This is a genomic window from Thalassospiraceae bacterium LMO-JJ14 (assembly GCA_021555105.2).
Lineage (GTDB): Bacteria > Pseudomonadota > Alphaproteobacteria > Rhodospirillales > Casp-alpha2 > UBA4479.
This window is the reverse complement of record CP134604.1, coordinates 3,123,153-3,148,278: the sequence shown is the minus strand read 5'-3', so window position 1 is coordinate 3,148,278 and position 25,126 is coordinate 3,123,153. Positions and strand designations below refer to the sequence as shown.

Genomic DNA, 25,126 nt, shown 5'->3' with positions numbered 1-25,126 from the left:
TGCCCGCTCAGGCTGCGCCGGCGTGTCCACGCCGGATGATGCGCGCGATCTGCTTGATATCTTCGGCGGCGACGCTGTCGGGAGAGCGGTTCAACAGCGATTGCTGGGCGCGAATGGCACCCCGCACCTTGTCGTCGCGGCGGATGATACCGAGGTGATCCGGGGAGTATTTAAGAAAGCCCTGACAGGCCTTGTTCAGCGTATTATAGGTGCGCTCGCCTTCAGTCGTCGAATTGACCATATTGGTGACGACCTTGATTTCGGTCTCGGGTCGTTCGTTGTGCGCGATTTTGATAAACGCGTATCCGTCCGTCAGCGACGTCGGCTCGTCGGTCACGACGACAATGATCTGATCGGCGGCATAGGCGAGGCGGCGCACCGTGCTCTCGACCCCGGCACCGAGATCGAGGATCACGTAATCGTAATTCGCCGCCAGCAACGCCAACTCGTCGAGTAATGTTTGCAGACGGTTTCCAGCCAGATTGGAGAGCGCACCAGACCCGGACCGTCCGGCAATCACATCGAAGCCGCCGTCTTCGCAGTAACCAACAGCCTGCGCCAGACTGATCCGCCCGGCGAGGACGCCGCCAAGATCATTCTTGTTCATCAGGCCCAATTGAATATCCAGGTTGGCCAGCCCCAGATCGCCGTCGAACAGCAGAACGCGGCGGTCGACCATGGCCAGCGCGTGGGCCAGCGTGATCGAAAACCATGTCTTGCCGACGCCGCCCTTACCTGAAGCCACGGCAATGATGTTGCCTTTTGTGCGGGCAGGGGACTGGGGTGTTTGCGGTGTCTCTTCGCTCATTGCGCGGCCTTTTTCTGTATCGGTTCTCTTGGCTCGTCGTCGGGGATGATCAGTTGAGCCAGTGAAACGGGATTGATCCGGCTGAGGCCGTCTGCGACCTGCGGATTGATGCTGACATTGGCGATGGCGACACGCCCGGCCAGCGCAGCGGCGAGAATGCCGCCGAGCCTGCGTGTCATGTCGAGGCGGCTGATCACCATACGCGTGGCGCCGATGGCGGCAAATGCCCGGGCGGTATCGGCGGATTCCATGGCGTCGGCACCGGCAGCCAGCACCAGAACAAGTTCGGCATCAACGGCAGCAGCCAGGGCGCGCAACGATTGCATCTCGTCTTCGTCGAACGGATTGATACCGGCAGTGTCGATGATCTGCGCGTCGGCGGCGCGGATGGCTTCCATGTGTCCGGCCAGGGCTTCCGCATCAGGTGCGGTCGTCAGGTCCAGCTCGAGAATCCGCGTGAACGCCTGCAACTGTTCGACCCCACCGGCGCGTTTGGTGTCTGCGGTGGCGATAAACACGCTTTTACCGGCGAAGCGCGCGTGGGCAGCCAGTTTGGCGGCGGTGATCGTCTTGCCAGCACCGGGCATGCCGGCCAGCATCAACGGGCGGTCTTGGGTATCGAAATCGATCGGCTGGAAACGTGCGCCCATATCGATGGCGGCGGCCAGGGCTAAAGCCGGATCGGTGTCTTCAACCAGATCGCAATCGCGCAGCATCTGTTCGCAAAGATGCGCTGGCAGCCCGTGCGCGGTCAGCACCTGGCGCAGATACTGGCGCCGGGGTTCCGGATCCATTTGGACGCTATCGGTGCTTTCGGTGATCCGGACGGCGCTGTCGCCGGGAATTTCAAGCTCGTCCTCAATCGCGGCGGTGATGCAGCAAGCCTGATCGCCGACACCCACTTCCGTGGATACGATGATGGCGTCGTCGCCCATGTCGGCGCGGACAAGCGCCATGGCTTCGGGCATCGTCGGAGCGGTATAGTTTCTGAGGCGCATGGGCCGCTTTCACCAGACTGAATCGTTTCTTCAAGGCCGCCGTTTATATTTGGCCGACAGTCTTGATCTTCGCCTTAGGGTATATCTCGTTCTGTGACATGACCACCGTCATCGGGCGGAAGCGGTCGACGATGGAGCGTACGAATGGGCGGATCGTCGGGCTGGTCAGTAATACCGGCTGTTCGCCCATCATCGCCTGACGTTCGAAGGTGTTGCGGAGCTGGGTAATAAATTCCTGCAACTTGGTCGGCGGCATCGAAAGCTGGCGGTCTTCACCCTGTCCGACAAGGCTCTCGGCGAAGGTCTGCTCCCATCCAGGTGACAGCGTCACCAGCGGGATGAAACCCTGTTCGCTGGTGTTCATATTGGAAATTTGCCGTGCCAGGCGGGCGCGAACGTGTTCGGTGATCATCATCACGTTGCGGGTGTTGCCGCAGGCCTCGTATACCCCTTCGAGAATCGTCGGCAGATCGCGGATCGAGATACGCTCAGCCAGCAGGTTTTGCAGCACGCGTTGAATGCCGCCGAGTGAAATCTGCGCCGGGATGATGTCGGCGACAAGCCTCTGGTGGTCTTTGTCGATTTCGTCCAGCAGTTTCTGCGTTTCAGCATACGACAGCAGTTCCGACATGTTGTCCTTGATCAGCTCGGTGATGTTGGTGGTCACCACGGTGGCCGGATCGACCACGGTATAGCCTCTGAACAGGGCTTCTTCGCGGTTGGCTTCCTCGATCCACATGGCCGGCAGGCCGAACGTCGGCTCGGTGGTTTTTTCGCCGGGGATCGAGATCTCCTCGCCGCGCGGGTCCATCACCATAAGCATGTTGGGACGAAGCTCACCACGCCCGGCCTCGATTTCCTTGATGCGGATGACATACACATTGGCCGGCAACTGCATGTTGTCCTGAATACGCACGGACGGCATCACGAAACCGACTTCTGCGGCGAGTTGGCGGCGCAGCGCCTTGATCTGGTCGGTCAGTTTCTGGCCGTCCTTGGGGGCATTGATCAGGGTCAGCAGGCCGTAGCCAAGCTCAAGGCGGATGTGATCGATCTTTAGGGTAGCCGAAATCGGTTCTTCGGCGATGGACTTGGGATCGACTTTCTCTTCCTCGATCTGCCGGACGGCTTCTTCTTCGGCGGTTTTGTTGCGCCAGTTCACGAAGTAAGCGCCGCCGCCGCAGATCAGGGCCAGGGTCAGGAACGGCAACGCCGGAATGCCTGGCATCATCGCCAGAGCCAGCAACAGGAAACAGACCAGACTGAGCGCCTTTGGCTGGCCGCCCATCTGTTTGAAGATCGCAACCTCGGCCGTGCCCGCGACGCCGGCCTTGGTGACAACCAGACCGGCTGCGGTGGAAACGATCAGCGCCGGAATCTGCGAGACAAGGCCGTCACCGACGGTCAGGCGCGTGTAAGTGTCGGCGGCATCGCCAAACGACATGCCCTGTTGCGCGACGCCGATGATCATCCCGGCGATGACGTTGATAAACGTGATCAGCAAGCCGGCAATGGCGTCGCCGCGAACGAACTTTGCCGCGCCGTCCATGGCGCCGAAGAACGAGCTTTCCTCTTCCAGTTCCTTGCGGCGAAGCTTGGCGGATTCTTCATCGATCAGGCCCGACGACAGATCGGCATCGATGGCCATCTGTTTGCCAGGCATGGCGTCCAGTGAGAACCGTGCCGAAACCTCGGCAATTCGGCCGGAACCCTTGGTAATGACGATGAAGTTGACGATGACGAGAATGGCGAAAACGATAATGCCGATAACGAAGTTCCCGCCCATGACGAAGCCCCCGAAGGCTTCGATCACCTGTCCGGCAGCTTGCGTTCCCTCATGACCGTCGGAAAGGATGAGTCGTGTCGAAGCGAGGTTCAGCGACAGCCTTATCATCGTTGCGAGCAGCAGGATCGTCGGGAAGGAGTTGAAGTCCAGCGGGCGTTCGACGAACAGCGCGGTCATCAGGATCAATACGGAAAACGTGATCGAAAAGGCCAGCGCAAAGTCCAGCATCCAGCGCGGCATCGGCAGAATGAGCACGACAAGGATCGCGACGACGCCAAGCGCCAGCATGATATCGCCTCGTTTGGAGGCGGATATCAACCGGTCGCGGACAAAATCCCCGGTATTGAATGTCGTGACTTCGCCGCCGCCGGCCTCGGCCATTTAGCAGGTTCCCCTTGAGGTGTCTGACATGGTCAACTTCATGATTTCTTTCTTTAAATCCAACTTACAAGCCGGCCTGAGAGGCATCGCCGGGTGATGGGATATTGAAGCCTTCGCTGCCGTACTGCTTGAGTTTGTTCCGGAGCGTACGGATCGAAATGCCGAGAATGTTCGCGGCGTGGGTCCGGTTGCCGAGGCAATGCTGCAGCGTGTCAATGATCAGTTCGCGTTCGACCTCGGCGACGGTACGACCGACAAGTGCCTGTGCGGCATCGTCACCGCCGCCTGCAGTCGCTCCGGCGCCGCTGTCGCCGGACGTCAGGTGAATGGCGGCTTCGTTGATTTCATCGCCGACGGCCAGCAGCACGGCACGGTGCATGGTGTTTTCCAGTTCTCGCACGTTGCCCGGCCAGTGATAGCCGGCAAGTTTGTCGGCTGCGGCGTCGGAAATCGGCCGGTTGGGAACGTCGTTTGCATCGGCGTATTTGGCGGCGAAGTGTTTCGCCAGCGGCATTATGTCCCCCGGCCTTTCTGCCAGCGAAGGCAGGCGCAGATTAACGACATTGAGACGGAAATACAGGTCTTCGCGGAACTGACCGTCCTTGACCGCCTGTTCCATATTGCGGTTTGACGTGGCGATAATACGGACATTGACCTGGATCGACTTGTTGGAACCGATCCGGTCCAGTTCGCGTTCCTGTAGGACACGCAACAGCTTGGATTGCAGGCGCACGTCCATTTCGCTGATTTCATCAAGCAGGAGGGTGCCGCCGTCAGCTTCCTCGAACTTGCCGATGCGGCGTGCCACGGCGCCGGTGAAAGCGCCTCGTTCATGCCCGAAAAGCTCGGATTCCAGAAGATTTTCCGGGATTGCAGCGCAGTTGACGGCAACGAAGCGTCGATCCTTGCGCTTGGATTTCGAGTGCAGATAGTGCGCCAGGACTTCCTTGCCGGTACCCGACGGCCCGGTGATCAATACACTCGCTTCAGACGGTGCGATCTGTGACGCCATCTTGACGGTTTCCGCCATCTTCGGGTCCTTATAGATTAGCGCGTGCTGATCCTCGGTGACCGCTTCAAGAACGGCGGCAATCAGTTCCGGGTCCGGGGGCAGGGGAACATATTCCTTGGCCCCGGCACGGACGGCACGAACGGCCGCTTGTGTGTCGTTCGATACGCCGCAGGCGACGACCGGCACGTTGATGCGCTCGGCTTCGAGTGCGTTCATAAACACGGCGACGTCGAGCACGACGTCGATCATCACCAGATCGGCGCCGGTGCGCCGCAACAGATCAAGGCCGTCTTCAACCGTGTCTGCCTGCGCGACCTTGGCGCCACGCTTGATGGCTATTTGGCTGGCCGCGCCGATTTGTCCGTCCAGAATTCCGACAATGATGAGTTGCATGACGAGCTTGTATTCCCAGGTCTTGGCGTTAATCGAAATATTTGACGCGTTGTGACGGCGGCAGGATGCTGTTCAACAACATTTCCAGACGCCGCGGGTTCTCCTGGCGGCCGATCGAGGCCGACGTCAGTAAAAACACCTGATGGATCATGGCTTCCTCGTTCGAGTTCCGCTCCAGTTTCGAGGCCAGCGGCAGAAACACCATGTTGGCCAGCACAGCGCCGTAAAAAGTGGTCAACAGGGCGACGGCCATGGCAGGACCGATGGTCGTCGGGTCCTGCAGATTGCCGAGCATCTGCACGAGACCGATCAGCGTGCCGATCAGGCCCATGGCCGGTGAGAATTCCGCCATCTTACGCAGGATGCTGGCGCTTTGGCGGTGGCGCTGGGCCATCGACATCAGATCGCGTCGCATGATCTGCTCTACCTCTTCGCCGGGTGTACCGTCGATCACCATGCTGATGCCTTTGTGAAAGAAAGGCTCGTCACGGATATTCTCGACGACGTTCTGCAGTGCCAGAACACCTTGTTTGCGGGCAATCTCGGCCACCTGCAGGGCTTTATAGGCGGCATCGTATGGTTCTTGTGTACTGCGGACCATGGCGCGCCCGGCGACGGACAGCATTTTGGCCATGTCCGAGAAACTGAAGCAGACAGTGGTGATGGCGAGCGTGCCGCCAATGACGATCAGGATTGACGGCGGATTGATGAAACTTTCGGGCGTGCCGCCGAGCATGATCGCAGTAATGATCATGGCGAAGCCTGATAGCAGGCCGATCACGGTCGCAAGATCGAGCGATGTGCCGCCGGCGCTATGAATATGCTCGTCCGCCATGACTGTCCTTGCCGGTCCTAGCTTGCGCGCTCGGTCTTGATGATTTCCGTCATCGTGACGCCGAGGCGGTCTTCAACCACAACCACTTCGCCGCGGGCGACGAGCCGGTTGTTCACGTAGATGTCGATAGCTTCGCCGACTTTACGGTCCAGTTCGACAACGGCGCCACGGCCCAGTTTCAGAAGGTTGCTGACAGGCATTGTGGTTTTGCCGAGAACGGCAGAGACCTGCACTGGAATGTCGTAAACGGCTTCCAGGTCCTTCGCGCTCCGGGGCAGGTCGCCCATTTCGGTCATGGCCGAACCGATGGAATCCTCTTCATCAGCCTGCTTCGGTTCGGGGGCCGGCGAATCGTCGGCTTCACCCAGATCGGCGAGGTCGAGACCGCCTTCTTCTTCTTCAGCCATGTTTGTTCTCCTTTACCGGTTTATCCGCCAGCGGGATTTCGGTTGTCGTCGTTATCATCGTCATCGGCCAACGCACTTTGCGCGTCGAGTATAGCGGCTTGGGTCTCGGGCGACACCGGATCGGGATCCGTGACAGGCGTCAGGCTGGCCTGTTCGTCCCCGGCATCTTCGCCAGCGCCATTTTCAACCTCGCCCAAATCATCGATATGCGGGACCGGCGCGGGTCGTTCAGGGCCGCTAACCACTTGTTCTTCCTTATTATTATCCTCAGCCGATACGTCGTCATCGGTGCCGAAACTGGGGGTGAAGGAGTGTTCATCGTGTTCAACCTGCGGCAATACGGAATCCGCTTCATCCTCGGTTTGCGACACTTCTTCCGTCATTTCCGCTACCGGCTCGGGCATGGGTGCCGTTTCGGCGTCCGTCGATTCGCCCATCGCCGCCTGCCAGCTCGGCGTTTCGTCAGCCGTCAATTCTTCTGTTTCGGCGGATTCCGCCGTTTCAACCGCTGCGGTTTCATCCATAGCAGTTTTAGCAGTTTCACTTTCGGCAGGCACTTTTTCATTGTCTTCTGTAATCGCCGCAGTGTCGGTATCGGCGGTCTCATCGCCAGCTGCTTGTGCCGGCGTATCTTCGGGCGTCATGTCGTCAGTTGCGGCAACTTCTAATGGTGCATCTTCTGGCACTGTATCTTCATTTGCCTGGTGATCCGGGTCGCTCTGCAGAGGTTCCTGCGCGGCTTCGGCTTCGTCAGCGCCTTCTTCGTTAAGATCCACGGGGCCGTGAAGATTGTGTTCGATGATTTCGTCGATCATCTCCCACAGTTCCTCGCCGTCACGAACCGCAGCTCCGTTCGACCATTCGATACGGCAATCGCCGAGCGCCATCGACGGGTCCGGATTGACGAAGACCTTGCCTTCGAAACCGGCACGGTGCGTCATGGTCCCGAGCCGTTCGCTGAGCGGTTCGCGCAGCTCCGAATGGACCATAATCTGAATGCGTGGCTCCTCGGTGACCGCCTTGAGGGTTTCCTGAACGACGCGCTCGACCTCGCCCAGGGCATTGCGGGCATTGAGATCGGGAAACATTTTCTTGGCGATTGCGGTTGAAACGGAAACCATCTCGCGGGCGATGTCGCGATTGGCATCGGTCTGATTGCTATAAATCTCGCCGATCTGCGTGCAGGCATTCTCAATGGCCTCAAGCAACTTCTGCTCGGTGGCGTCGGCGGCTTCGCGGCGGCCCTCTTCCTTGCCGGCCTCGAAGCCCTCGGCACGTGCCTGCTCGACTTCCTCTTCCGAGAAAGTCGGAATGATCTCTTCCGGTTCTTCCTCTTCTTCCACGGCTTCGGGAACCGTCGGCTCTTCGGGGGCATCGAAATCAAGATCGAAAGTGAATTTCGTGACCGTGCTCATAGCAAGCCTGTCCGCATATGTGCTGGAAAGTCATAACACCGGGTAAGTAACTGGGAAACCGGCGTGATCAATAGACCAGCTCGCTTTCCTCGTCGGAACCGGCAATGACGATTTCTCCGGCATCGGACAGTGCTTTGGCTGTCTGCACGATACCAGACTGTGCTTCGTCGACGTCTTTCAGTCGTACGGCGCCCATGGCGTCCATGTCTTCCTTCATCATCTTGCCGGCACGTTCCGACATGTTGGCGAAGAACAGTTCCTTGACTTCTTCCGAGGACCCCTTGAGGGCAACCGCCAGCTGATCTTTCTCGACCTGGCGCAGCAGAAGCTGGATGCCGCTGGCGTCGACGCGTACCAGATCGTCGAAGGTGAACATGAGCTGCTTGATGCGCTCGGCCGATTCACGGTTGCGCTCTTCAAGAGCGGTCATGAAGCGATTTTCAGTGTTGCGGTCCAGGTTGTTGAAGATGTCGGCCATCAATTCGTGGCTGTCACGGCGTGCGGTGCGCGCCAGGTTGGTCATGAACTCGGTCCGGAGCGTGCGCTCGACGTGATCGAGAATTTCCTTCTGTACGGCTTCCATGCGCAGCATTCGCATGATGACTTCCATCGAGAAGTTCTCCGGCAAAAGCGCAAGAACCCGTGCGGCGTGGTCTGTTTTGATCTTGGACAGCACGACGGCAACAGTCTGCGGGTATTCGTTTTTCAGGTAGTTGGCGAGTACGGCTTCGTTCACGTTCCCGAGCTTGTCCCACATGGTGCGGCCCGCCGGGCCCCGCATTTCCTCCATGATCTGCTTGACCCGATCTTCGGGCAGCGAGCTCATCAGAAGGCGTTCGGTGGAATCGTAAGACCCGACCAGGCCGCCGGCGGTGGAGAGCTGATCGGCGAACTCGACGAAAAGTCGCTCGACGACGTTGGCGTTGATCGACCCCAGTGTCGACATGGCATGCGAAAGTTCGCGGATTTCCTCGTCGTCCATCCGCTCGAAGATGCGTGACGAATGTTCGCGACCGACGGCAAGCATGAATGCCGCCGCTTTTTGCGGTCCGGTTAGCGTCCTGTAATCGACTGCTTTCGCCATTTCCTAATTCTCCCCCCGGTTTCCGCCTCAGCTTTCCTGATACATCCAGGAGCGCAGGATCGACAAGGCCTCTTCCGGGTGTTTCTCGACAATCTCACCGACCTTCTTGACCGAAGATGCCTTAACGCGGCCTTCGACCCGGTCGATGTCGATGAGTTCCTCGAACTGTTCTTCGTCTTCCTCGCTTTCCACCGGAACCCGACCGCCGCCCGGTCCGGTCAGCGCCGGCGCGCGGCCCTGATCGGCGAGCAGACGCTCGGCGGCTTCCTGAGCCGACGGCAGAGCCTCGAAGGCACGCGACAGAAGCGGCCGGACCACCAGCAGGATCACGAGGATCGCGACGATGCTGAGGACGAGAATCTCAACGACCCGCAGGATATCATTTTTACCCATGCCGAAAAACAGTTCCAATTCCTCTTCCGGCGCTTCGAATGAGGCGAACTTCATCTGAATGATCTCGACCTTGTCGCCACGGTCTTCATCAAAGCCGATTGCGCCACGTACCAGCGTCGACAGGAGGTTCATTTCTTCTTCGGAACGCTTGTCGGAGATCTTGTCGCCGTTTTCATTCACGCCCTGCTTTTCGTCGATAAGCACGGCAACGGACAGTTTTTCGATCTGCCCGCCCTCGCGGATGTGATTGGTGACGGTTTTCGAAATTTCGAAATTGGTTGTTTCTTCGGTGCGGGTCTGGTTTTCCGTGCGGCTGGCGGTGTCGCCGGTTCCGAGATTGGCATCAGGCAGGTTCGTGCCGACACTGATCGGCGGCTCTCCCTCGGAATCCTTGGAATTCTGATTTTCCTCGACCGCATTGGTGGAACGCACGACCTGACCGTCCGGGTTGTATTCCTCGGTCTGTGTCGATATCCGGTCGAAATTCATGGCGACGCTGACCTCGGCCCGGACACGGCCGTAACCAATGGTTTTTTCGAGCAAGGCCTCGATGGTGCGGGCCATTTCGGACTCTATGCGGTGACGGCGTTCATCGGCTTTGGCGGCAATGCCGGTCATCGGATCGGTGCCTTCAAAACCGGATGCCAGCAAGGAGCCCTTGTTGTCGATCATGGAAATACGGTTGGGCGTCAACTGCGGGACGGCCGAGGCAACCAGGTGTTGCACGGCGGCTACCTGCTCGTTGGTCAGGCGTATGGGACCGCGCATCTGCAGGATGACGGAAGCGCTGGGTTCCTGTTTTTCGCGGCTGAAAAGCTCACGTCTCGGCATGACGAGGTGTACGCGCGCGCTTTTGACCGTGCTAATGGAGCCGATGGTCCGCGCCAATTCGCCTTCCAGGGCACGCACAAGGTTAACGTTCTGCATGAAGTTCGTGGAACCGAGGGAATCTGCGTGATCGAAAAGCTCGTAACCGATCGAACCGCCGGACGGCAGGCCCTGTTGGGCAAGTTCCAGCCGCAACTGCATGACCCGGTCCTGCGGGACCAGGATTTGCGTGCCGTTCTGCTTTATTTCGAAGGGGATATTGCGTGTTTCAAGCTCTTTGACGATGCCGGCGGCATCGCTTTGGCCAAGCTCACCGTACAGGGTCGTCATGCTCGGCGTCGACAGCTTGGTGGCGAAGAAAACCAGAAAGCCGATCAGGCCGAGAATAACGCCGCCCATGATGGCAAGGCGCATTGGCCCAAGATTTCTTAAAGCCTGAACAAAGGTATCCACGTGCGTCCCCACTTCATCCCTGGCGGATTTCTGCGCGAATGCGCGATCCACCGTTAACCCTGATTGGATGCTAGGGGCGGTTTAGTGAATAAGAAGTTAATGACCGGCAAAAATTGCCTATCTCCGGCGTTGCCCGGGAAGTTTAAATATCCGGGCGCAGGTCCGAAAACAGGTGATTTTTGCGGATCAGGCGCGGTATGCCTTGATGCGGGTGGTGCGAAGACCCCGGACGCCATGCCGTTCAAGCAGCCGCTCCCAGGAGCGGAACTCGTCGATCGACAATTGATACATCCTGCAGGCTTCTTCGAGTGTAATCAGTCCGCACCGTACGCCGGCGACGACATCCGCCTTACGCCTCGGCACCCAGCGGGTGGTGTCCGTCGGCGGCAGGTCGCTCATCGTCATCGGCAGGCCGCTCGGGCTCAGCGCTTCAGAGCGGTACGGCCGGTTTCCCTCGCGATAATGTTTTAATTCGGTCATTGCGTTCTGCTTTCCGATGCTTGCTTCGTTGTTTCTGTCCCTGAGAATCTTGGGATGTATAGAAAAGCAGAAGGGCCTTAAAAAAGAGCTAAACCCTAAGGTAAATACGCGTTAACTCTTTGCTTTTGTTCTAACAAAGACATTTAAATCGGCATTTATACGCGTCATCACGCCATCCCAGTCCCCGGGGGCTGTCTGGCGGTATAATGTGGCGGACGGATACCAGGGGGTTTCGTCCGTCCCCAGGAAATACCGGATGTCCGGATCGTACGACAACGCCATCCATAAGGGCTTGGCCAGTGCGCCGGCCAGATGTGCGGGCGCACTGTCGACGCTGATCACCAAATCAAGTGTCTGCATCAGGGCCGCCGTGGCGGCAAAATCGTCCAATCGGTCACGAACATCGATCAGTCGTGCGTCACGGATTTCGTCGCCGCGTGGGCCGATCAGCAGGTTGAACAGGCAAATATCTTCACGTGCCAGCAGGGACTGCACCCTGTCCGATGCCATGGAGCGGGTGTAATCGTGAGATTGACCGGGATTGCCGGCCCAGATCAGACCCACAGCAGGTTTCCCTTTGCATAGCGCAATCACGTCGTCGTGCCAGATCCTGACATCTTCCGCGGCGGGTGCCAGATAAGGCACATCGGCGGGGATGGTCTGCATCGTGGTTCGCATCAGATGCGGCAGGCTCATCAGCGAGGCATGCAGGTCGGCTTTGCCGGGGGGGGCTTTCAGGTCAAAAACCGCGACATCGTTGAAGCTTACTTTAAAGAGTTCCTTGAGCGCGCTTTCCACCATCACCGAGACGCGCACGCCCATGGCCAGCAATATCGGGATATAGCGGGCATACATCAATGCATCGCCAAAGCCCTGTTCGTTCCACAACAACAGGGACTTTCCGGCTATATCCTCGCCCCGCCACGCCGGCATCGGCATCATCGCCGGCAGTCTGTGCCAGTTAGGAATTTGAAAGCGGGCTTCGTATTCCCGGAAGCCTGCCTCCAACTCGCCTGTTTGTATCAAGAGCCCGGCCCGTTTCAGGCGCGCCTCGGTGTAGCCGGGATCGGCGGCAATGGCCTTGTCGGCCCAGACGATAGCGTCCGCATGCCGGCCGCAGGCAGCCAGCAGGGATGACTTGTTGAGAAGAAAGACGGGATTAGCCGGCGCCAGCGTCAGTGCCTGCTCGATCGCCGTTTCAGCTTCGTCGGTGCGGCCGAGGCGCTGCAGGGCATTGCCCCGGTTGGTGAGGGCGTCGCCATAACCAGGCCGCACTGCCAGTGCCGCGTCATATTGTTTGAGCGCGTCTTCAATTGCCCCCATGTCATAAAGCTGAACGCCGAGGTTATTCAGGATTTCCGCCGTTGCGGGCTGCAGGCTGTCGGCTTTGCGGTATGCGGCCAGGGCTTCGGGGCCACGGTTCATTTCACGCAGGAGATTGGCGAGGTTGAACCAAGCCAGCGGGCTTTTCGGAAGTTTGGAGATAGCTTCCCGGTAGGCTTTTTCTGCGCTGGCGATGTCGCCGCTGGCCCTGAGCGCGGCGCCCAGATTGATATACAGTTCGCCAACTTCGGGGTGCATTCGGATGACGGCCCGGAAATTTCGCGCGGCTTCGGCGAAGTTGCCGGAGGCAAAATCCGCGCCGGCCTGTTCGAGGGTTTTTTCTGCGTCCGCCATGCACCGAGCATGACCCCGATTTCAGCGGCGATCAATCCGCCCCGGAATGGGACGGCCCCGCTGGCGGATTTTCAGTCCGTTAGCGGGGCCTTGGGTTGGGACGGTGGGTTGTGGAACAGGTTCCCGTGGTCCCGGGATCAGCGTGTTAAATCAGGTGCTATCGTTTGATACGCACCAGTTCTTCGAGCATTTGGTCAGCCGTCGAGATGATCTTGGTTGCTGCCGAATAGGCGCGCTGTACGACGATCATCTTGGTGAATTCCGCACCGATATCGACGGTTGAGGATTCCAGGGCGGCCTGTGTTACCGATCCGGCGGTGCCGTTGTTGGCTTCGCGAAGCGTGTTGTCGCCCGATGCCTGGGTCTGGTTCCAGACGTTACCGGTCCGCGCATTGAGGCCGTTGACGTTGACGAACGTGGCGATCGGGATTTTGAAGATCGGCCGGGTTTCACCGTTATCGAAGAGCGCCGTCATCAGGCCGCTTTCGTCGATGGTGACGCCGGCAAGGGTACCGAACTGCGACCCGTTCTGGGTAATGAAGCCCGGGGTGAATTCCGCGCCGAACTGGGTGAACCCGTTGGCTTCGCCGACGCGGCCCAGATCGAGGGTGATGCGCGAAGAGTTCGAAGCATCGTCATCCATGTTCGCCGCGCCGTTGGCGAAGCCGATGATTTCCATCTCGGCGATGGCGAAGGATGTCGGCAGACCGTCGGAGTTGAACTGGATGGCTTGGTTTTTGTTGACCGCGTGCGCTGTGTTGGCAACATAAGTGGCGGTGCCGTCCGGTTCGGTTGGGATGTTAGCAAAGGCTGCACTGAACAAAACATCATAAGACCCGGCCGAAAGTGTACTGAGGACCAGAGTGTCCGCGGTCGTGCTAGGGGGTTCCGCTTGGCTGGCATTGACGCGAGTGCGGACTGAAGATGCACCGGATGCGAAACTGGCGTCGTTAGCCTCGATCGAAGCCTCCAAATCGGCCAGCATGTTAGCGACGCTATCGCGGCGAATTGTCGTGTCGTTATCGCTGACCGCGCCTTCTGCCGTGGAGAATGTGTAGGTGGTGCCGTTAATCGTCACGGTATCGCCATCGGCGGGCAGACCACCAAAAGTAAATTGGTGATAATCCCGGTTTGCAGTCGCCGTTTCCTTAACCGTATAGCTGGACTCTTGTAAAGTCGCCCGCGCGCCGGTCGAGGTCAGCAGGCCGGTTGGATCGACCGTGATCGCCCCGGAACCGTCTTCAGTGAAATAGATCCCCGTCGATGAACCCGGGTTGACCTGAATGCGGTTGTTCGTGAAGCCGCCGTAATCAGCGAAGTTGGTGTCCGCTTCCTTGACCTTGGCGACCAGTGCGGCGACTGCCTGAGCCACCGTTGTCGCCGCGGAGATATCAACCTGTTTGACAGTCGCCGTATCGACGCCGGCACCTGTTGTATCGAATTGGTACGTGATCGTCGTGCCGTTCTGGGTGATGGTCATTGTCGCGTCGTTAGCGGGAAGGCCGGTAAATTCAAGCTGGCCGCGGCTTTCGTAAACGGTTGCGCCGGCGGTGTCGGAATACAACGTGACCACGTTGACCCCTGACGGAGGCGTGATCGCGACATCCCACTGATTGTCGCGGTTGCCCTTGGCATAGGTCAGGCTGGTGGTGTTGGCGTTGCCCAGCGTGTCGAAGAACTGCACGTCGGTTTTATGCGTCGTGCCTTGCGTATCGGTCGACGGTAGGTTGGCGCCGATGCCGATGTTCGAGGTCGCCGTCGCCGTGCCACCGACCCGGTTCAGGTTCACCGTTGCCAGGAAGTCGGTCGAAATGACGTTCTGGTTCGGGATCGTCAGGGCCGTGTTGTTGGTGGTGACGACACCGGCGGCGGTTGTCGGCCAGGCCTGCAAGTAGTAGCCCGAGGTGTTGCGCAGGAAGCCCTGATCGTCCTGATAGAACGAACCGGCACGGGTGAACAGGAACTCGTTCGACAGTGTCGGCGAATTGGATTCGTTAACGACGAAGAAGCCGTTTCCGGAAATCGCGATATCGGTTTGCGAGGTCGAAGACTGCAACAGGCCCTGTACGCCGGTATCCTGGCGCGGTTTCGACTGCACACCACCGGCGGAGTAGAAGGTCCCCGATGTCTGCACCGTGACCAGTGTCTGGAAGTCGACCTGGGTGCCCTTGTAGCCGATCGTGTTGACGTTGGTGATGTTATCCGAAATTGCCCCGATCGCGCTCGATTGCGCGGTAAGGCCGGAAACGCCTGAGGTCAGTGCGCCAAAAAGTGACATTTGTCTTCTCCTTCGATCATCGGCCCCTAAGGCCGCGGGAATTTCGTTCTGTTATCAGTTCGCTGCTTCAACTTTCGGTGGCTCCTTGACGGACAGCACCTGTGTTTGCGGGACTTCAACATCGCCCATGTAGAGTGTCGTTTCGCTGCCATCGATGCCGATACCGGTGACACGTCCGAAGACAGTGTGGCTGATATCCAGAAGTTCGTTCTGCTGATCGAGGCCGGTGACAAGTACGGAATAGGACCCGTCGACCGCGGTGCCGCCGTTGCGGTCGCGGCCGTCCCAGTCGAACGCATGCTGACCCTGATCCAGGTCGGCATCCTGCTCGTAAACGGTAAGACCGTTGGCGTCGCGGATGATAATGCTTGCCGATTTGGCGCCCGCCGGCATGGTGTAGGTGAATTTCGCCTGGCCGTTTTCCAGCGGGAATTTGGTGCCTGCGACTTCGACGGTTTTGTCGATGAAGTCGACCATCGAAGCGACCTGATTGTTCTGTTGCAGTCCAACCAGGGTTTCCAGATTGGAGTTCGCGAAAATCTGCTGTTCGACGCTGGCGAACTGTACGAGCTGCGAGGTGAACTCGTTACTGTCCATCGGGTCCAGCGGATCCTGGTTCTTCAACTGCGTGACGAGAAGATTGAGGAACCGGTTAAGATCCTCTTCCAGCTTGGCTTCGGCATCCGCGGATTTAGATCCTTCCGCGACCGAGGTGTTTGTACTGCTGCTGATTAACATCGTTCCCGTTCCTTATGCTTTCCTGGCCTTATACTTTCCGTATCGCTTAGGCGCGCAGGTCAAACCGGCCGTTGGCGAAGATGCCGCTTTCCCAGGCCGACATGACACCGTCGCCGGCATCGGCATCTGCCTCTGCTTCGGCTTCCATGTTTGCCGGATTGTTCTTGGCGTTGTCTTCGGCTTCGGCCGATTGCTGCTCTTGGCCTTTCAGGTTGAATTCCATGTCGCCACTGTTAAGCCCGGCGTCAGCCAAGGCTTTCTGAAGTTCCGAGGAATCCCGGCGCAAAAGGTCCAGGGTGTCCTGTTTTTCCGCCGTGACGACGGTCATGACGCGTCCGTCGTGGGTCATTTCCATCTTCACGTCGACGCGGCCCAGTTCGGCTGGCTTGAGCTGAATCGAAATCTTGTCGGTTCCGGTCTGAAGCGCCTTGGTGATCTTGACGGATATCTGTTCAGTGACGGCGCTGCCCGGCAGGTTGCCGCGCTGGGCATGCTGTGCCTGCTGATGCGGTGCGGCTTCGCGCGCCTGTTGGGTTTGCTGCGTCTGCTGAGCGGCATTTGCGCCTTGCGTGGGATTGTTCATGGCTTCGTTGCCGCCGGCTTGCTGGGCGCCGCCGGAAGCGGTCTGGATCGACGTTGCGGCGGTTGCTGCCGCCTTACCCGCACCTGTCTGTGCACCTTGCTGCGCGTTCTGCATATTTGTCTGCTGAGCCGTCTGTGCCTGCTGTTGGGCGGCAAGCTGCGCCTGTTGGGACTGGCCCTGGTTCTGACCCTGCTGCTGAGCGTTCTGCGCATTCGATGCGTTACCCTTGCCGTTACCGGCGGCCTGCGTCAGGACCGAACCGTTGGCAATCGTGAAGGCCGGCTTCGAGGTCAGCTGGTTTTGCTCATTGGTTATATTGACGTTGATGTTGGCGCGGGTGTCGTTTCCGATCACGCGCGACAACTGCTGAGCTTGATTCTGTGTGTTCGTCGCAGTGGATTTCTGCTCGTTGCCCGCAGTTTTTTGCTCGCCGGCATTGGCAGCCTTGTTCTGGTCTTTCTGGCCCCGCTCGGCGTTGCTGTGATTGCCCTGAGCGTTCTTGCCGGCCTTGGCGGCAGCCGCCTGAACAACGGGGTTATCGCTGACATCGGCACCCTTCTGCGCTTGCGTCAGGGTGTCACTCTGGGCGCTATTGGCGGTCTCGCCGCCCTTGTTGCCAACAAGACCTGCTGCGTATACGGCGCTGGCCATGGATGCATTATGCCCCTGTTGGCTGGCATTCTGATTGGCGCCGCCATCGGTGTTGGCGGCTTCAGCCGGTTTTTCGGCGGGCTTGTCACTGTCGTTGCCGTCATTGCTGTCATTTGCGGCGGCTTCTGTGGCGTTGTCACCGTTGGCCGTGTCATCGGACGGACCTTGATCAGCGGTGTCCTTGCCTTCGTGTGCACCGTGAGCATCACGATCTGCGTTGTCGGCACGGCTCGAAGCATTGTCCGCGGCGTGATCGCTGCGCGGCGCATCCGCGCCACGGTCCGCGCCGTTATCACGGGCATCCGCTGCAGTCGTACGCCCATGATCCGATGCGTCGTCATTATTGCGCTGGTGGCCATGATCGCCGGCGCTGTCGCGTGCTTCGGGATATTCGCGAGGCTCGTTGTTCACATTGGCGTTCTCGTTGGAGGCAGCAATACCGCCGGATTTGTCGGCAGCGCTGAAAGCGTTGTCGAGGCGGGCGCCGACACGTTGCAGAAGGTCTTCGAAGGAGACGGCAAACCCGCCCAGATGAATCTGGTTCGGGGCAGCTTGCTGGGTGCCGCCGCTCTGGTAACCGTGTTCCTGAAGCTTCTGCTCGATCGCCAAACTCGTCATTTATCTTCTCCATGAACGAAATTTCGTTGACGGAGTAGAAGCAAACGGCGGGCCAGTTTTTAGGCGTCAATCTAAGCCATTGAAATAACAATATAAATTAATCGACAACAGACAATTTCAGTGGGTAAAAGCGGCTCTTTGGGCAGAACTTGCCGGGTTGCGGGGGCAGAAACGACCCGTCTGGCGGATTTTCCGATGAAAGCTGCGGATATCCGCGGTTGATAGAGGGCTAGGTGCGGGCAAATCGGGCGTAGAAGATGACATCCTCGGGTTGGCCGTCGAGAAGGTAGTGCGCTTTGCGCGTACCGTCCGCGGCCATGCCGCTTTGTTCCATGATCCGCAGCATGGGGGCATTCGATTGCATGCACCCGGCGACGACTTTGCGGACGGCCGCCTTGTCGAAAAGCCAGTTCAGCACGGCGTTCCAGGCTTCCAACCCGTAACCCTGACCCCAGACCGAACGTGCGCCGATCAGTATGGCAACGTCGGCAAGGGCGTTGGCTGTATCGATGTCGGCGTGAATGTTGCCGATGTGCTGTCCGTCCGAGGCCTGCTCAATGGCCCAAAGGTGACCGGGGCCAGCAGTAAAACTTTCGACAAACGAGCGGCAGCTTTCCAGAGTTTGCGTGTGATGGCGCTGTTCGGAGTAGCGGACGACCTCGGCATCGTTCAGCCACGCCACGTAAGCCGGTGTAAGGTGTTTCGCCGTCTCAAAAGGACGAAGCGTCAGGCGGTCGGTGCTCAGGGTTGCGGGGGCCGTCATGTTTACCTCTCAGCATTCGATGCGGCGGCAGATGGCATCCGCCATGCGCATTGCGGCACCGGGTGGGACCAGATTGTCGAGGTTCTTCATCGCCGCCTGTCCCGACTGGAGCTTTTCTTTGATGCTATCTCGAAGCGCCTCGGTGGTGCAAACGTGGCTGGTCAGGCCAAGAGCGATGCTGCTGAGCCAGGCGGCTTCACTCTGGCGTGGCGTAACGGCAATGCTCGGGCGGCCCATAACGGCGGCTTCGAATAACAGCACCGAGGTCATGCCGATGACCAGATCAGCGGCATAAATGACTTCCAGCGGATCACCGCCGCTGCTGAGCGCGGAAATCTCGCCGGTATAGGGCGTGAACATGGCGCTGTCGTTTTTGGGGTGCAGGCGCAGGACCACAGCCGCCTCGGGCGCTACAGAGATCAGCGCATCCAGGGTCTCCTCCAGACAGATTTCCGTCCGGCCATCGCTGTCGCCGCGACCGAAAAGGGTATAGGCGTCATTGCGCCTGAATTCTGCGGGATCAAGGCCGTCCGAGGTTTCAGCCAGAAACACCACCAGCGGGCGTGCGGCATCAATCTCCGCGAACAACCGGGCGCGTACCGCCATTCGGCCTTCGGCGTCCAGTTCAGCGGTCCGCGCGCGCACCCTGTCCATGCTGGCATGACCGACGACATCGATGTTCTCGGATGTCACGCCGAGGGATATAAAGGCATCATGGGCGGCAGCATCGCTGACCAGCAGGAAATCCGGCACATGAGTAAGGGGATCGGAGCTAATGCCGCGAAAGCGATACGCGGCATTCGCCGGGCCGTCGACGAAGCCGAAGGTGGGAATACCGGCTTCCTTTGCGGCCCGTGTCAGTGAAAAGACGGGGCTGTCCGGATTTTCCGACGTGCCGGCGAGTACGGCATCGGCAGAAAAAGGCATGCTCAGTTTATCCAGTTCCTGAACTGCTAGGCCGATACTGGCGGCGTAGGCTGTTGCTGGGCCGGTTGCATAGATTGCAAGTTGAACTCCTTTCGCCGACAACGCGTCAGCTAGACCAACCATGCCGTTGGCAGCCCCCGGATCTTCGATGGCGCAGATGACCCGCATATTCAGGCGCTGTCCGAAATTGCAAGCCGGACGTTGCCATGTTCTGCAGAACGTCGGATCAGGTCGATGATCCGCTCGGTCGCCCGGGCGCTTGTTCCCGGGCTCAACAGGGCGCAACCGGTCGTGGTTGCATCGTACAGGTTGCAGTACAGGCGGGGCAGGGCATCGCCAACGGTACAGGCGAGGACTTGTCCCTGATCGGCGGCGATTTCGTGCTCATCGTCCAGTCCCCGGTTGGGCGCATGTGGCAAATGCCGGATATCGAGGGTTTCCTGTTGCAGGACAAGCCGGCCTGCCGTGCCCCAGAGATCCAGCGCCACTTCGCGGTAATGTTTGAAGTCCACCGCATGCACGCTGATCACCGCGCCGCCGGCAAAGCCGAGCGCGAATGCAATGTGCATATCGTCCGTCACCGGTCCGTCTGTATGCTCGGTCGTGTCGCTTATGGCCTGCACCCATGCAGGGTCGCCGATCAGCATCCGGATCATATCGATCAGATGCGAGCCGTTGTTATTAAGGCCATTGCCGTAAACTCCGGTGCCGGCCTGCAGTGTCCCGATACGATGCGCCAGTTCACCTGCCGCCAGTGCACCGAGGGTTTCGTCGCCGCGCCGCCAGTAATTGACCTGCAACGGGATGCCGCGGGCTGCGGCGGCTGCGATCAGGGCCTCCCCATCCGCATTGCCGAGAGGCTTTTCCGCGAACACCGCCTTGACGGACGGCAGCATCGTCAAGGCATCCGCCCGCCCGCCCGGCGGTGTCGCAAGTACCAGCAGGTCCGGGGCAAGGATGCTCGCTTCGGCGAGTGTCTGGAAACCCGGCACTTGCCAGTCCGCTTCCGCTGCATGCCGTGCATTCGGGTCCGGGTCGACGACGCCGACCCAGTTGAAATTACTATCGGCCTTCAAGGCCTGTGCATGCGTGGCGATGGGAAAGTAAGCCGCCATGCGCGCATCCGTTGCCAGACCACGCGCGATCCCGCCGAAGCCGACGAGCAGGGTCCTCAGCGCGCTCACGCCACGGCCTCAAGGCATTCACTATGAAGTGCCTGCAACTCGGGCGAGGCATCGAAGGTTGCCAGGATATCGTCCAGCCCGAACATCGGTTCTGCGCGAACCATCACGGCAGAAGCCAGCGCGCCCAGAAATTGCGCATCGGTGGCGGTATCGAGAACAAGCCTGAGTTCCGGGCGCTTCCATTTGCCGGGTGGACGCAGATCGTGGATTTGCCATTGCGGCTCGGTGTAGAACGGCGCCGATACATGTTCCCGTGCAGCGGCATCTTTACAGCGAGTTTCGAAATCACGGAGTGTATCGATGGAAAAGACCTCGACATCCTGTCCGTCCGGAAGCATGCGCTCGCGCGCAGTTGTGACCAGATCCGGTCCTGCCGCATGAAAGGCACTGACGGCAAGGTTGACGATCGCCGGGTCGAGAAACGGCGTATCACCGCACAGTTCCACCACCACATCCGCCTTCATGCTTTCTTGCGCGCCGAGAACGCGGGCCAGTACGTCATCTTCGCTGCCGCGGAAGCAGTCGACGCCGTTGGCTGCTGCCCAGCCGGCTATTGCGTCGTCGGCAGGATTGTCGGACGTGGCGATGATCAGGTCGTCCAGATGTCGGCACTGGCGCATGCGCCCGACCAGATGTGCCAGCACAGGCTGGCCGCCAAGCATCATCATCATTTTGCCCGGCAGGCGGGAAGAATTCATGCGGGCTTCGATACTGGCAACGGTGCGGGTCATGTGCTGACCTCGGCGGCTATGTGCGCATTTAGCTGGTCGCGCCCGGCGTGAACTTTTCTGACGGCGGCGATCATCTTGTCGACATCCGCGTCGCTGAGATCATAGGCACAGGGTTCGAACAGCAAGGCGCGGCGATTGTGCATGTCTTCGGTGACGGGACAGTGCAAATCGTCATAAGTACGGTCGGTTAGCGTGAACGGCCAGCCGTCACGGCCTATGGCGATACGCTCCCTGAACATCGGCAACCGGTACAGGGGCGCGACATAACCGGTGGCGTGGGGGAAGCCTTCGGCGCTTAAGGCCTCGCTGAACAATGCCCGGCTCAGCCCCAGGGCATTCTCGTCGACCTTCATCATCCAGACATAGAAATTATGCCGGCATCCATCGCGGGTAACGGGCGGCGTCAATCCTTCAAGTCCCTGCAGGCCGTCGGTCAGGCGTTTGGCGATCCGTTCGCGGGCCTCGACGTGGGCATCCGCGTTGGCAAGCTGCACGCGTCCGACGGCGGCGCTCATCTCCGTCATGCGCAGGTTCAAGCCGACCATGTTGGCAATCGGTCCGTCCCCAAGCATATCGGTACAGTTTTCACCGTGATTGCGAATCAATTTGAGGCGTGTCGCCAGGTCGTCATCGTCGGTGACGCACATGCCGCCTTCACCGGTGTGGATGTGCTTGTGAAAATTCAGGCTGTAGATTCCGATGTGGCCTATGCATCCGGCGGGCTTGCCGTGTTCAGAGCCCAACGGCGACTGGGCGTTATCTTCGATCAGGTAAATTCCGTTGGCATCAGCGAGGGTGCGCAGCTTGGCCAAGTGTGCCGGATGACCGAACAAATTGACGCAGACAATGGCCCTGGTCTTGTCCGTAATCTGTTTGGCGACTTCGTCCGGGTCGATGCAGAAGGTCTCGTCCTCGATGTCGGCGAACACCGGAATGCCGCCATAAAAGATCGGCGCTGCGACGGTGGCCGACATGGTCCATGGCGGCACGATGACCTCGTCTCCGGGTGATACGCCGACGGCGCCCATCGCCGCGACAAGCCCGCTGGTCGCGGAGTTGACGCTGATCGTGTGCTTGATGCCGAAACGCGCGCACCAGTCGTCCTCGAAACCACGCACTTCCGGTCCGCCGCCGAATTCTGGTCCGGGACTGCCGAAGAAACCGGACAGGCAGCCGGATTGCACGACACGTTTGACGGCGCCCTCTTCCGCCGCGCCCATGGACTGATAATCTGCGAAGGGGGTGTCGATCACGGGGCTGCCGCCCAGCAATGCCAGTCTTTCCGATCGGCTCATGTCACGGTCACTTTCTCACGCGCGCCATATCGTCTGGCGGCTTCTACGATTGTATCGAGCCCGGCATCGGCGGCAACCTCGCCGGCGAGCCACGATTGAAAGATGAAATCCTCTTCGGTGTCGAGGGCCAGATCGACGTCGCGTAACGATACGGGTGCCGCGACGTTCTCGATCCGGAAATCATCGTCATGGCGATACAGATGTGTCGTCACGTGTTCGCGGTCGGCTGGATCGCTGACGGCGAGATCGAGCTTTTCAAGCGCCGCCGTGGCGATGACCTCGACACTCATCCCCGAGGGATATGTGCGCGGATGCACATTGGTGGCGATGTCGGGTGTGCAATCGCGAAAACGGCGAACCACGGCGTCGACTAAGTGCGCGTCCATGAAAGGGCTGTCTCCGGATATCCGAACCACCGCATCGGCGTTCAGGGCTTGCGTGGCGCTCAGGGCACGGCCCAGTACATCCTCGGCGGCGCCGCGAAACAGGCCTGCTTTCATCCTCTCCGCAACTTCGGTGATCGGATCGTCGATTGTGCGTTCGGAAGTACAAACCACAAGTCCATCCAGTTCCCTGGACCTTGATAGACGGTGCAGCACCCAGGCCAGAACCGGCGCACCCGCCAACGGCTTCAGGGCCTTGCCGGGCAGGCGGCTGGAATCCATACGGGCAAAGATCAGGGCCGGGATGTGCATTGCGTTTCCTAAGGCCTCACCAGTCGGCGTAATGGGTTTGCGTTTCTCTGTGCCAGCGGTCGAAAAAATCGACGATATTGCGCCAATCGTCAGTCGGCATTGCCAGGCCATCGTTGCTCTCGACATGTTTGCCGATCAGCACCAGATAGTCGCTGTCGATGAAACGGTTGTGGGCAACTACCTGAAACCCCGCCTTGTGCATCAGGCTGGTCAGGGCATTGGCGCTGAAATGGAACGGGTGTGCATCGACGTTGGGGCCCAGATAATACTGCAGCGGTTTCTTGAATGGCATCGGGATACGCGACCCGGTGGCCATCAGAAGATACCCGCCGGGCTTTACCACGTCATGGGCAGCGGCCAGGACGCCTGATGCCGACTGACAATTTTCCAGCGTCCATACCAGGCTGGCGATGTCGAATGTCCGGCCGGTCTTGGCGGCGGCGAAATCTTCCATGGTGCCGTGAAAATTGGCGAAGCCGAGTTCATCAAGAAGAGCGCAGTTATCCGCCGAGGGCTCAATGCCGAGCACGTCCATGGCAAAGCGGGGAGCTGTCAGCATCTCCAGAAACTGGCCTTCACCGGCGCCAATGTCGACAAGGCTCTTGCCTTTGATGTCAACATTTTCGGCGAGAAACTCGACGGCAAAGGTCTGGCGGGCGATCACGGCGGGGATGCGCGCGGTATAGGTTTTGTCGCTGACGCGGGCATCGTCGGCGCGGTAGATTTCCTCGGCCCACATTTTCTGCAGCGCTTCGGGGGTGCGCCGATAGGCGGCCTGAATGAAGCCACAGTTTTTGCAGACATGCAGCGGACGGCCATCCATATAATGCGGGGCCGCCGGTATTTCGGCGAGATCGGTGCTGCTACAAAGATCGCACGGGTACAGGGTGAAGGTCTGATCGCTCATGCGCGGCTCCTGTTGCCGGCATGCCAGTGCAGGCAGATCGACGAACGCACGGGCTGGAAGCCCATGGAAATATAGAACTTGTTGGCGGCGTCATTATTGGCTTGCGAGCCGACACGGATCTGCTTGCCGGGTTCGATCATCGCTTCGACGAGCGCGCGTGCGACACCATGGCGGCGATAGTCGCCCGCCGTGCAGATCAGATCGATGACCTTGCCGTCGGGGCCGCTCAGCAACTGATTGAAGCCGACAATGCGCCCGCCCGGTGTCATGGCGACGATCATCTCCTGACCGCGCAGCCCCTTGAAAAAATTCACCGCCCAGCGCTTCTTGATCTCGGCGGCAATATTGTCAGGGATTTCCGGGTCCTGATGAAATCGCGACGTCGTCAGGTTCCGGGCCGCCAGCGCGCCGACCTGTTCAGCAATTGCAGCCTCGCCAGCGGCTTCTGCCTGCATGATCTTGCGCACTGTGAAATCCTCAGGGGGTGGGGCAGGGATCAACGGCTCATGCATCTTAGACGCTGCCGGGCGTTCGTAGGTGATCTCTTCCGTGGCAATGGTGAAACCCAAATCGATCAGCGGGGCGAATGACGGATCGTCCCGACCCGTTACCTTCGTCCATACAAAGGCCGGACCTGCGGACATGGCCGAGAGTTCCGCACTCAACACATTCCAATCAAATGGATGTGCCAGAAACCGGCACGGATAGCCGAATACGCCGCTCAGGAAATCGTCCGGAACAGTGGTGGTTTCTGTCGTTTCAAAACGTGCCGTACTCATGCTCATGCCATCATGTCTCTTCGGCGT

General features: G+C 59.4%; 22 protein-coding genes. All 22 read right to left on the bottom strand.

Annotated elements, in window-relative coordinates; translation table 11 throughout:
• Window positions 1-7 precede the first annotated feature (7 nt).
• The 22 genes from L2D14_14880 to L2D14_14775 all read right to left on the bottom strand — a co-directional run bounded on the left by L2D14_14880 (window position 8) and on the right by L2D14_14775 (window position 25,105).
• Window positions 8-808, bottom strand: coding sequence for a MinD/ParA family protein (locus L2D14_14880; protein ID WNJ99143.1), 801 nt, complete (start codon window positions 806-808; stop codon window positions 8-10).
• Window positions 805-1,806, bottom strand: a complete 1,002-nt coding sequence (locus L2D14_14875; GenBank protein ID WNJ99142.1) for a hypothetical protein — start codon at window positions 1,804-1,806, stop codon at window positions 805-807. Before L2D14_14875 ends, L2D14_14880 begins: the two co-directional genes overlap by 4 nt.
• 43 nt (window positions 1,807-1,849) lie before the next feature.
• A complete protein-coding gene (gene flhA, locus L2D14_14870; GenBank protein ID WNJ99141.1) occupies window positions 1,850-3,973 on the bottom strand; it encodes a flagellar biosynthesis protein FlhA in 2,124 nt (707 codons plus the stop codon).
• Between the two features lie 64 nt (window positions 3,974-4,037).
• Complete coding sequence (locus L2D14_14865; GenBank protein WNJ99140.1) at window positions 4,038-5,378, bottom strand: sigma-54 dependent transcriptional regulator; 1,341 nt, start codon at window positions 5,376-5,378, stop codon at window positions 4,038-4,040.
• Window positions 5,379-5,406: 28 nt separating this feature from the next.
• Window positions 5,407-6,213: a MotA/TolQ/ExbB proton channel family protein gene (locus L2D14_14860; GenBank protein ID WNJ99139.1), complete on the bottom strand. Its 807-nt coding sequence runs from the start codon at window positions 6,211-6,213 to the stop codon at window positions 5,407-5,409.
• Between the two features lie 17 nt (window positions 6,214-6,230).
• A complete protein-coding gene (gene fliN, locus L2D14_14855) occupies window positions 6,231-6,509 on the bottom strand; it encodes a flagellar motor switch protein FliN (protein ID WNK01693.1) in 279 nt (92 codons plus the stop codon).
• 131 nt (window positions 6,510-6,640) lie between these two features.
• The gene (locus L2D14_14850) at window positions 6,641-8,035 is read right to left on the bottom strand and encodes a FliH/SctL family protein (protein ID WNJ99138.1); all 1,395 of its coding nucleotides are present in this window, start codon (window positions 8,033-8,035) and stop codon (window positions 6,641-6,643) included.
• 67 nt (window positions 8,036-8,102) lie between these two features.
• A complete protein-coding gene (gene fliG, locus L2D14_14845) occupies window positions 8,103-9,119 on the bottom strand; it encodes a flagellar motor switch protein FliG (protein WNJ99137.1) in 1,017 nt (338 codons plus the stop codon).
• A 27-nt stretch (window positions 9,120-9,146) separates the two neighbouring features.
• Window positions 9,147-10,793, bottom strand: coding sequence for a flagellar basal-body MS-ring/collar protein FliF (gene fliF / locus L2D14_14840; protein ID WNJ99136.1), 1,647 nt, complete (start codon window positions 10,791-10,793; stop codon window positions 9,147-9,149).
• A 186-nt stretch (window positions 10,794-10,979) separates the two neighbouring features.
• The gene (locus L2D14_14835) at window positions 10,980-11,273 is read right to left on the bottom strand and encodes a DUF1153 domain-containing protein (GenBank protein WNJ99135.1); all 294 of its coding nucleotides are present in this window, start codon (window positions 11,271-11,273) and stop codon (window positions 10,980-10,982) included.
• Between the two features lie 111 nt (window positions 11,274-11,384).
• Window positions 11,385-12,950: a tetratricopeptide repeat protein gene (locus tag L2D14_14830; protein ID WNJ99134.1), complete on the bottom strand. Its 1,566-nt coding sequence runs from the start codon at window positions 12,948-12,950 to the stop codon at window positions 11,385-11,387.
• 157 nt (window positions 12,951-13,107) lie between these two features.
• A complete protein-coding gene (locus tag L2D14_14825) occupies window positions 13,108-15,228 on the bottom strand; it encodes a flagellar hook-basal body complex protein (protein WNJ99133.1) in 2,121 nt (706 codons plus the stop codon).
• 54 nt (window positions 15,229-15,282) lie between these two features.
• Window positions 15,283-15,966, bottom strand: a complete 684-nt coding sequence (locus L2D14_14820) for a flagellar hook assembly protein FlgD (GenBank protein ID WNJ99132.1) — start codon at window positions 15,964-15,966, stop codon at window positions 15,283-15,285.
• 46 nt (window positions 15,967-16,012) lie between these two features.
• Window positions 16,013-17,818, bottom strand: a complete 1,806-nt coding sequence (locus tag L2D14_14815; protein ID WNJ99131.1) for a flagellar hook-length control protein FliK — start codon at window positions 17,816-17,818, stop codon at window positions 16,013-16,015.
• 229 nt (window positions 17,819-18,047) lie between these two features.
• Window positions 18,048-18,581 (bottom strand): GNAT family N-acetyltransferase, encoded by a 534-nt coding sequence (locus L2D14_14810; protein ID WNJ99130.1) that lies wholly within the window; start codon window positions 18,579-18,581, stop codon window positions 18,048-18,050.
• A 9-nt stretch (window positions 18,582-18,590) separates the two neighbouring features.
• Window positions 18,591-19,676: a hypothetical protein gene (locus tag L2D14_14805; protein WNJ99129.1), complete on the bottom strand. Its 1,086-nt coding sequence runs from the start codon at window positions 19,674-19,676 to the stop codon at window positions 18,591-18,593.
• Between the two features lie 2 nt (window positions 19,677-19,678).
• Complete coding sequence (locus tag L2D14_14800; GenBank protein ID WNJ99128.1) at window positions 19,679-20,692, bottom strand: Gfo/Idh/MocA family oxidoreductase; 1,014 nt, start codon at window positions 20,690-20,692, stop codon at window positions 19,679-19,681.
• On the bottom strand, window positions 20,689-21,423 hold the full coding sequence (locus tag L2D14_14795; protein WNJ99127.1) for an NTP transferase domain-containing protein: 735 nt from the start codon (window positions 21,421-21,423) through the stop codon (window positions 20,689-20,691). The genes L2D14_14800 and L2D14_14795 overlap by 4 nt, the downstream gene beginning before the upstream one ends.
• Window positions 21,420-22,718, bottom strand: coding sequence for a DegT/DnrJ/EryC1/StrS family aminotransferase (locus tag L2D14_14790; protein WNJ99126.1), 1,299 nt, complete (start codon window positions 22,716-22,718; stop codon window positions 21,420-21,422). The genes L2D14_14795 and L2D14_14790 overlap by 4 nt, the downstream gene beginning before the upstream one ends.
• Window positions 22,715-23,413 carry an NTP transferase domain-containing protein gene (locus L2D14_14785; protein ID WNJ99125.1) on the bottom strand — a complete coding sequence of 233 codons (699 nt, stop codon included), beginning with the start codon at window positions 23,411-23,413 and terminating at the stop codon, window positions 22,715-22,717. Before L2D14_14785 ends, L2D14_14790 begins: the two co-directional genes overlap by 4 nt.
• Before the next feature lie 16 nt (window positions 23,414-23,429).
• Complete coding sequence (locus L2D14_14780; protein ID WNJ99124.1) at window positions 23,430-24,320, bottom strand: class I SAM-dependent methyltransferase; 891 nt, start codon at window positions 24,318-24,320, stop codon at window positions 23,430-23,432.
• Window positions 24,317-25,105 carry a GNAT family N-acetyltransferase gene (locus L2D14_14775; GenBank protein WNJ99123.1) on the bottom strand — a complete coding sequence of 263 codons (789 nt, stop codon included), beginning with the start codon at window positions 25,103-25,105 and terminating at the stop codon, window positions 24,317-24,319. Before L2D14_14775 ends, L2D14_14780 begins: the two co-directional genes overlap by 4 nt.
• Between the last annotated feature and the right edge of the window lie 21 nt (window positions 25,106-25,126).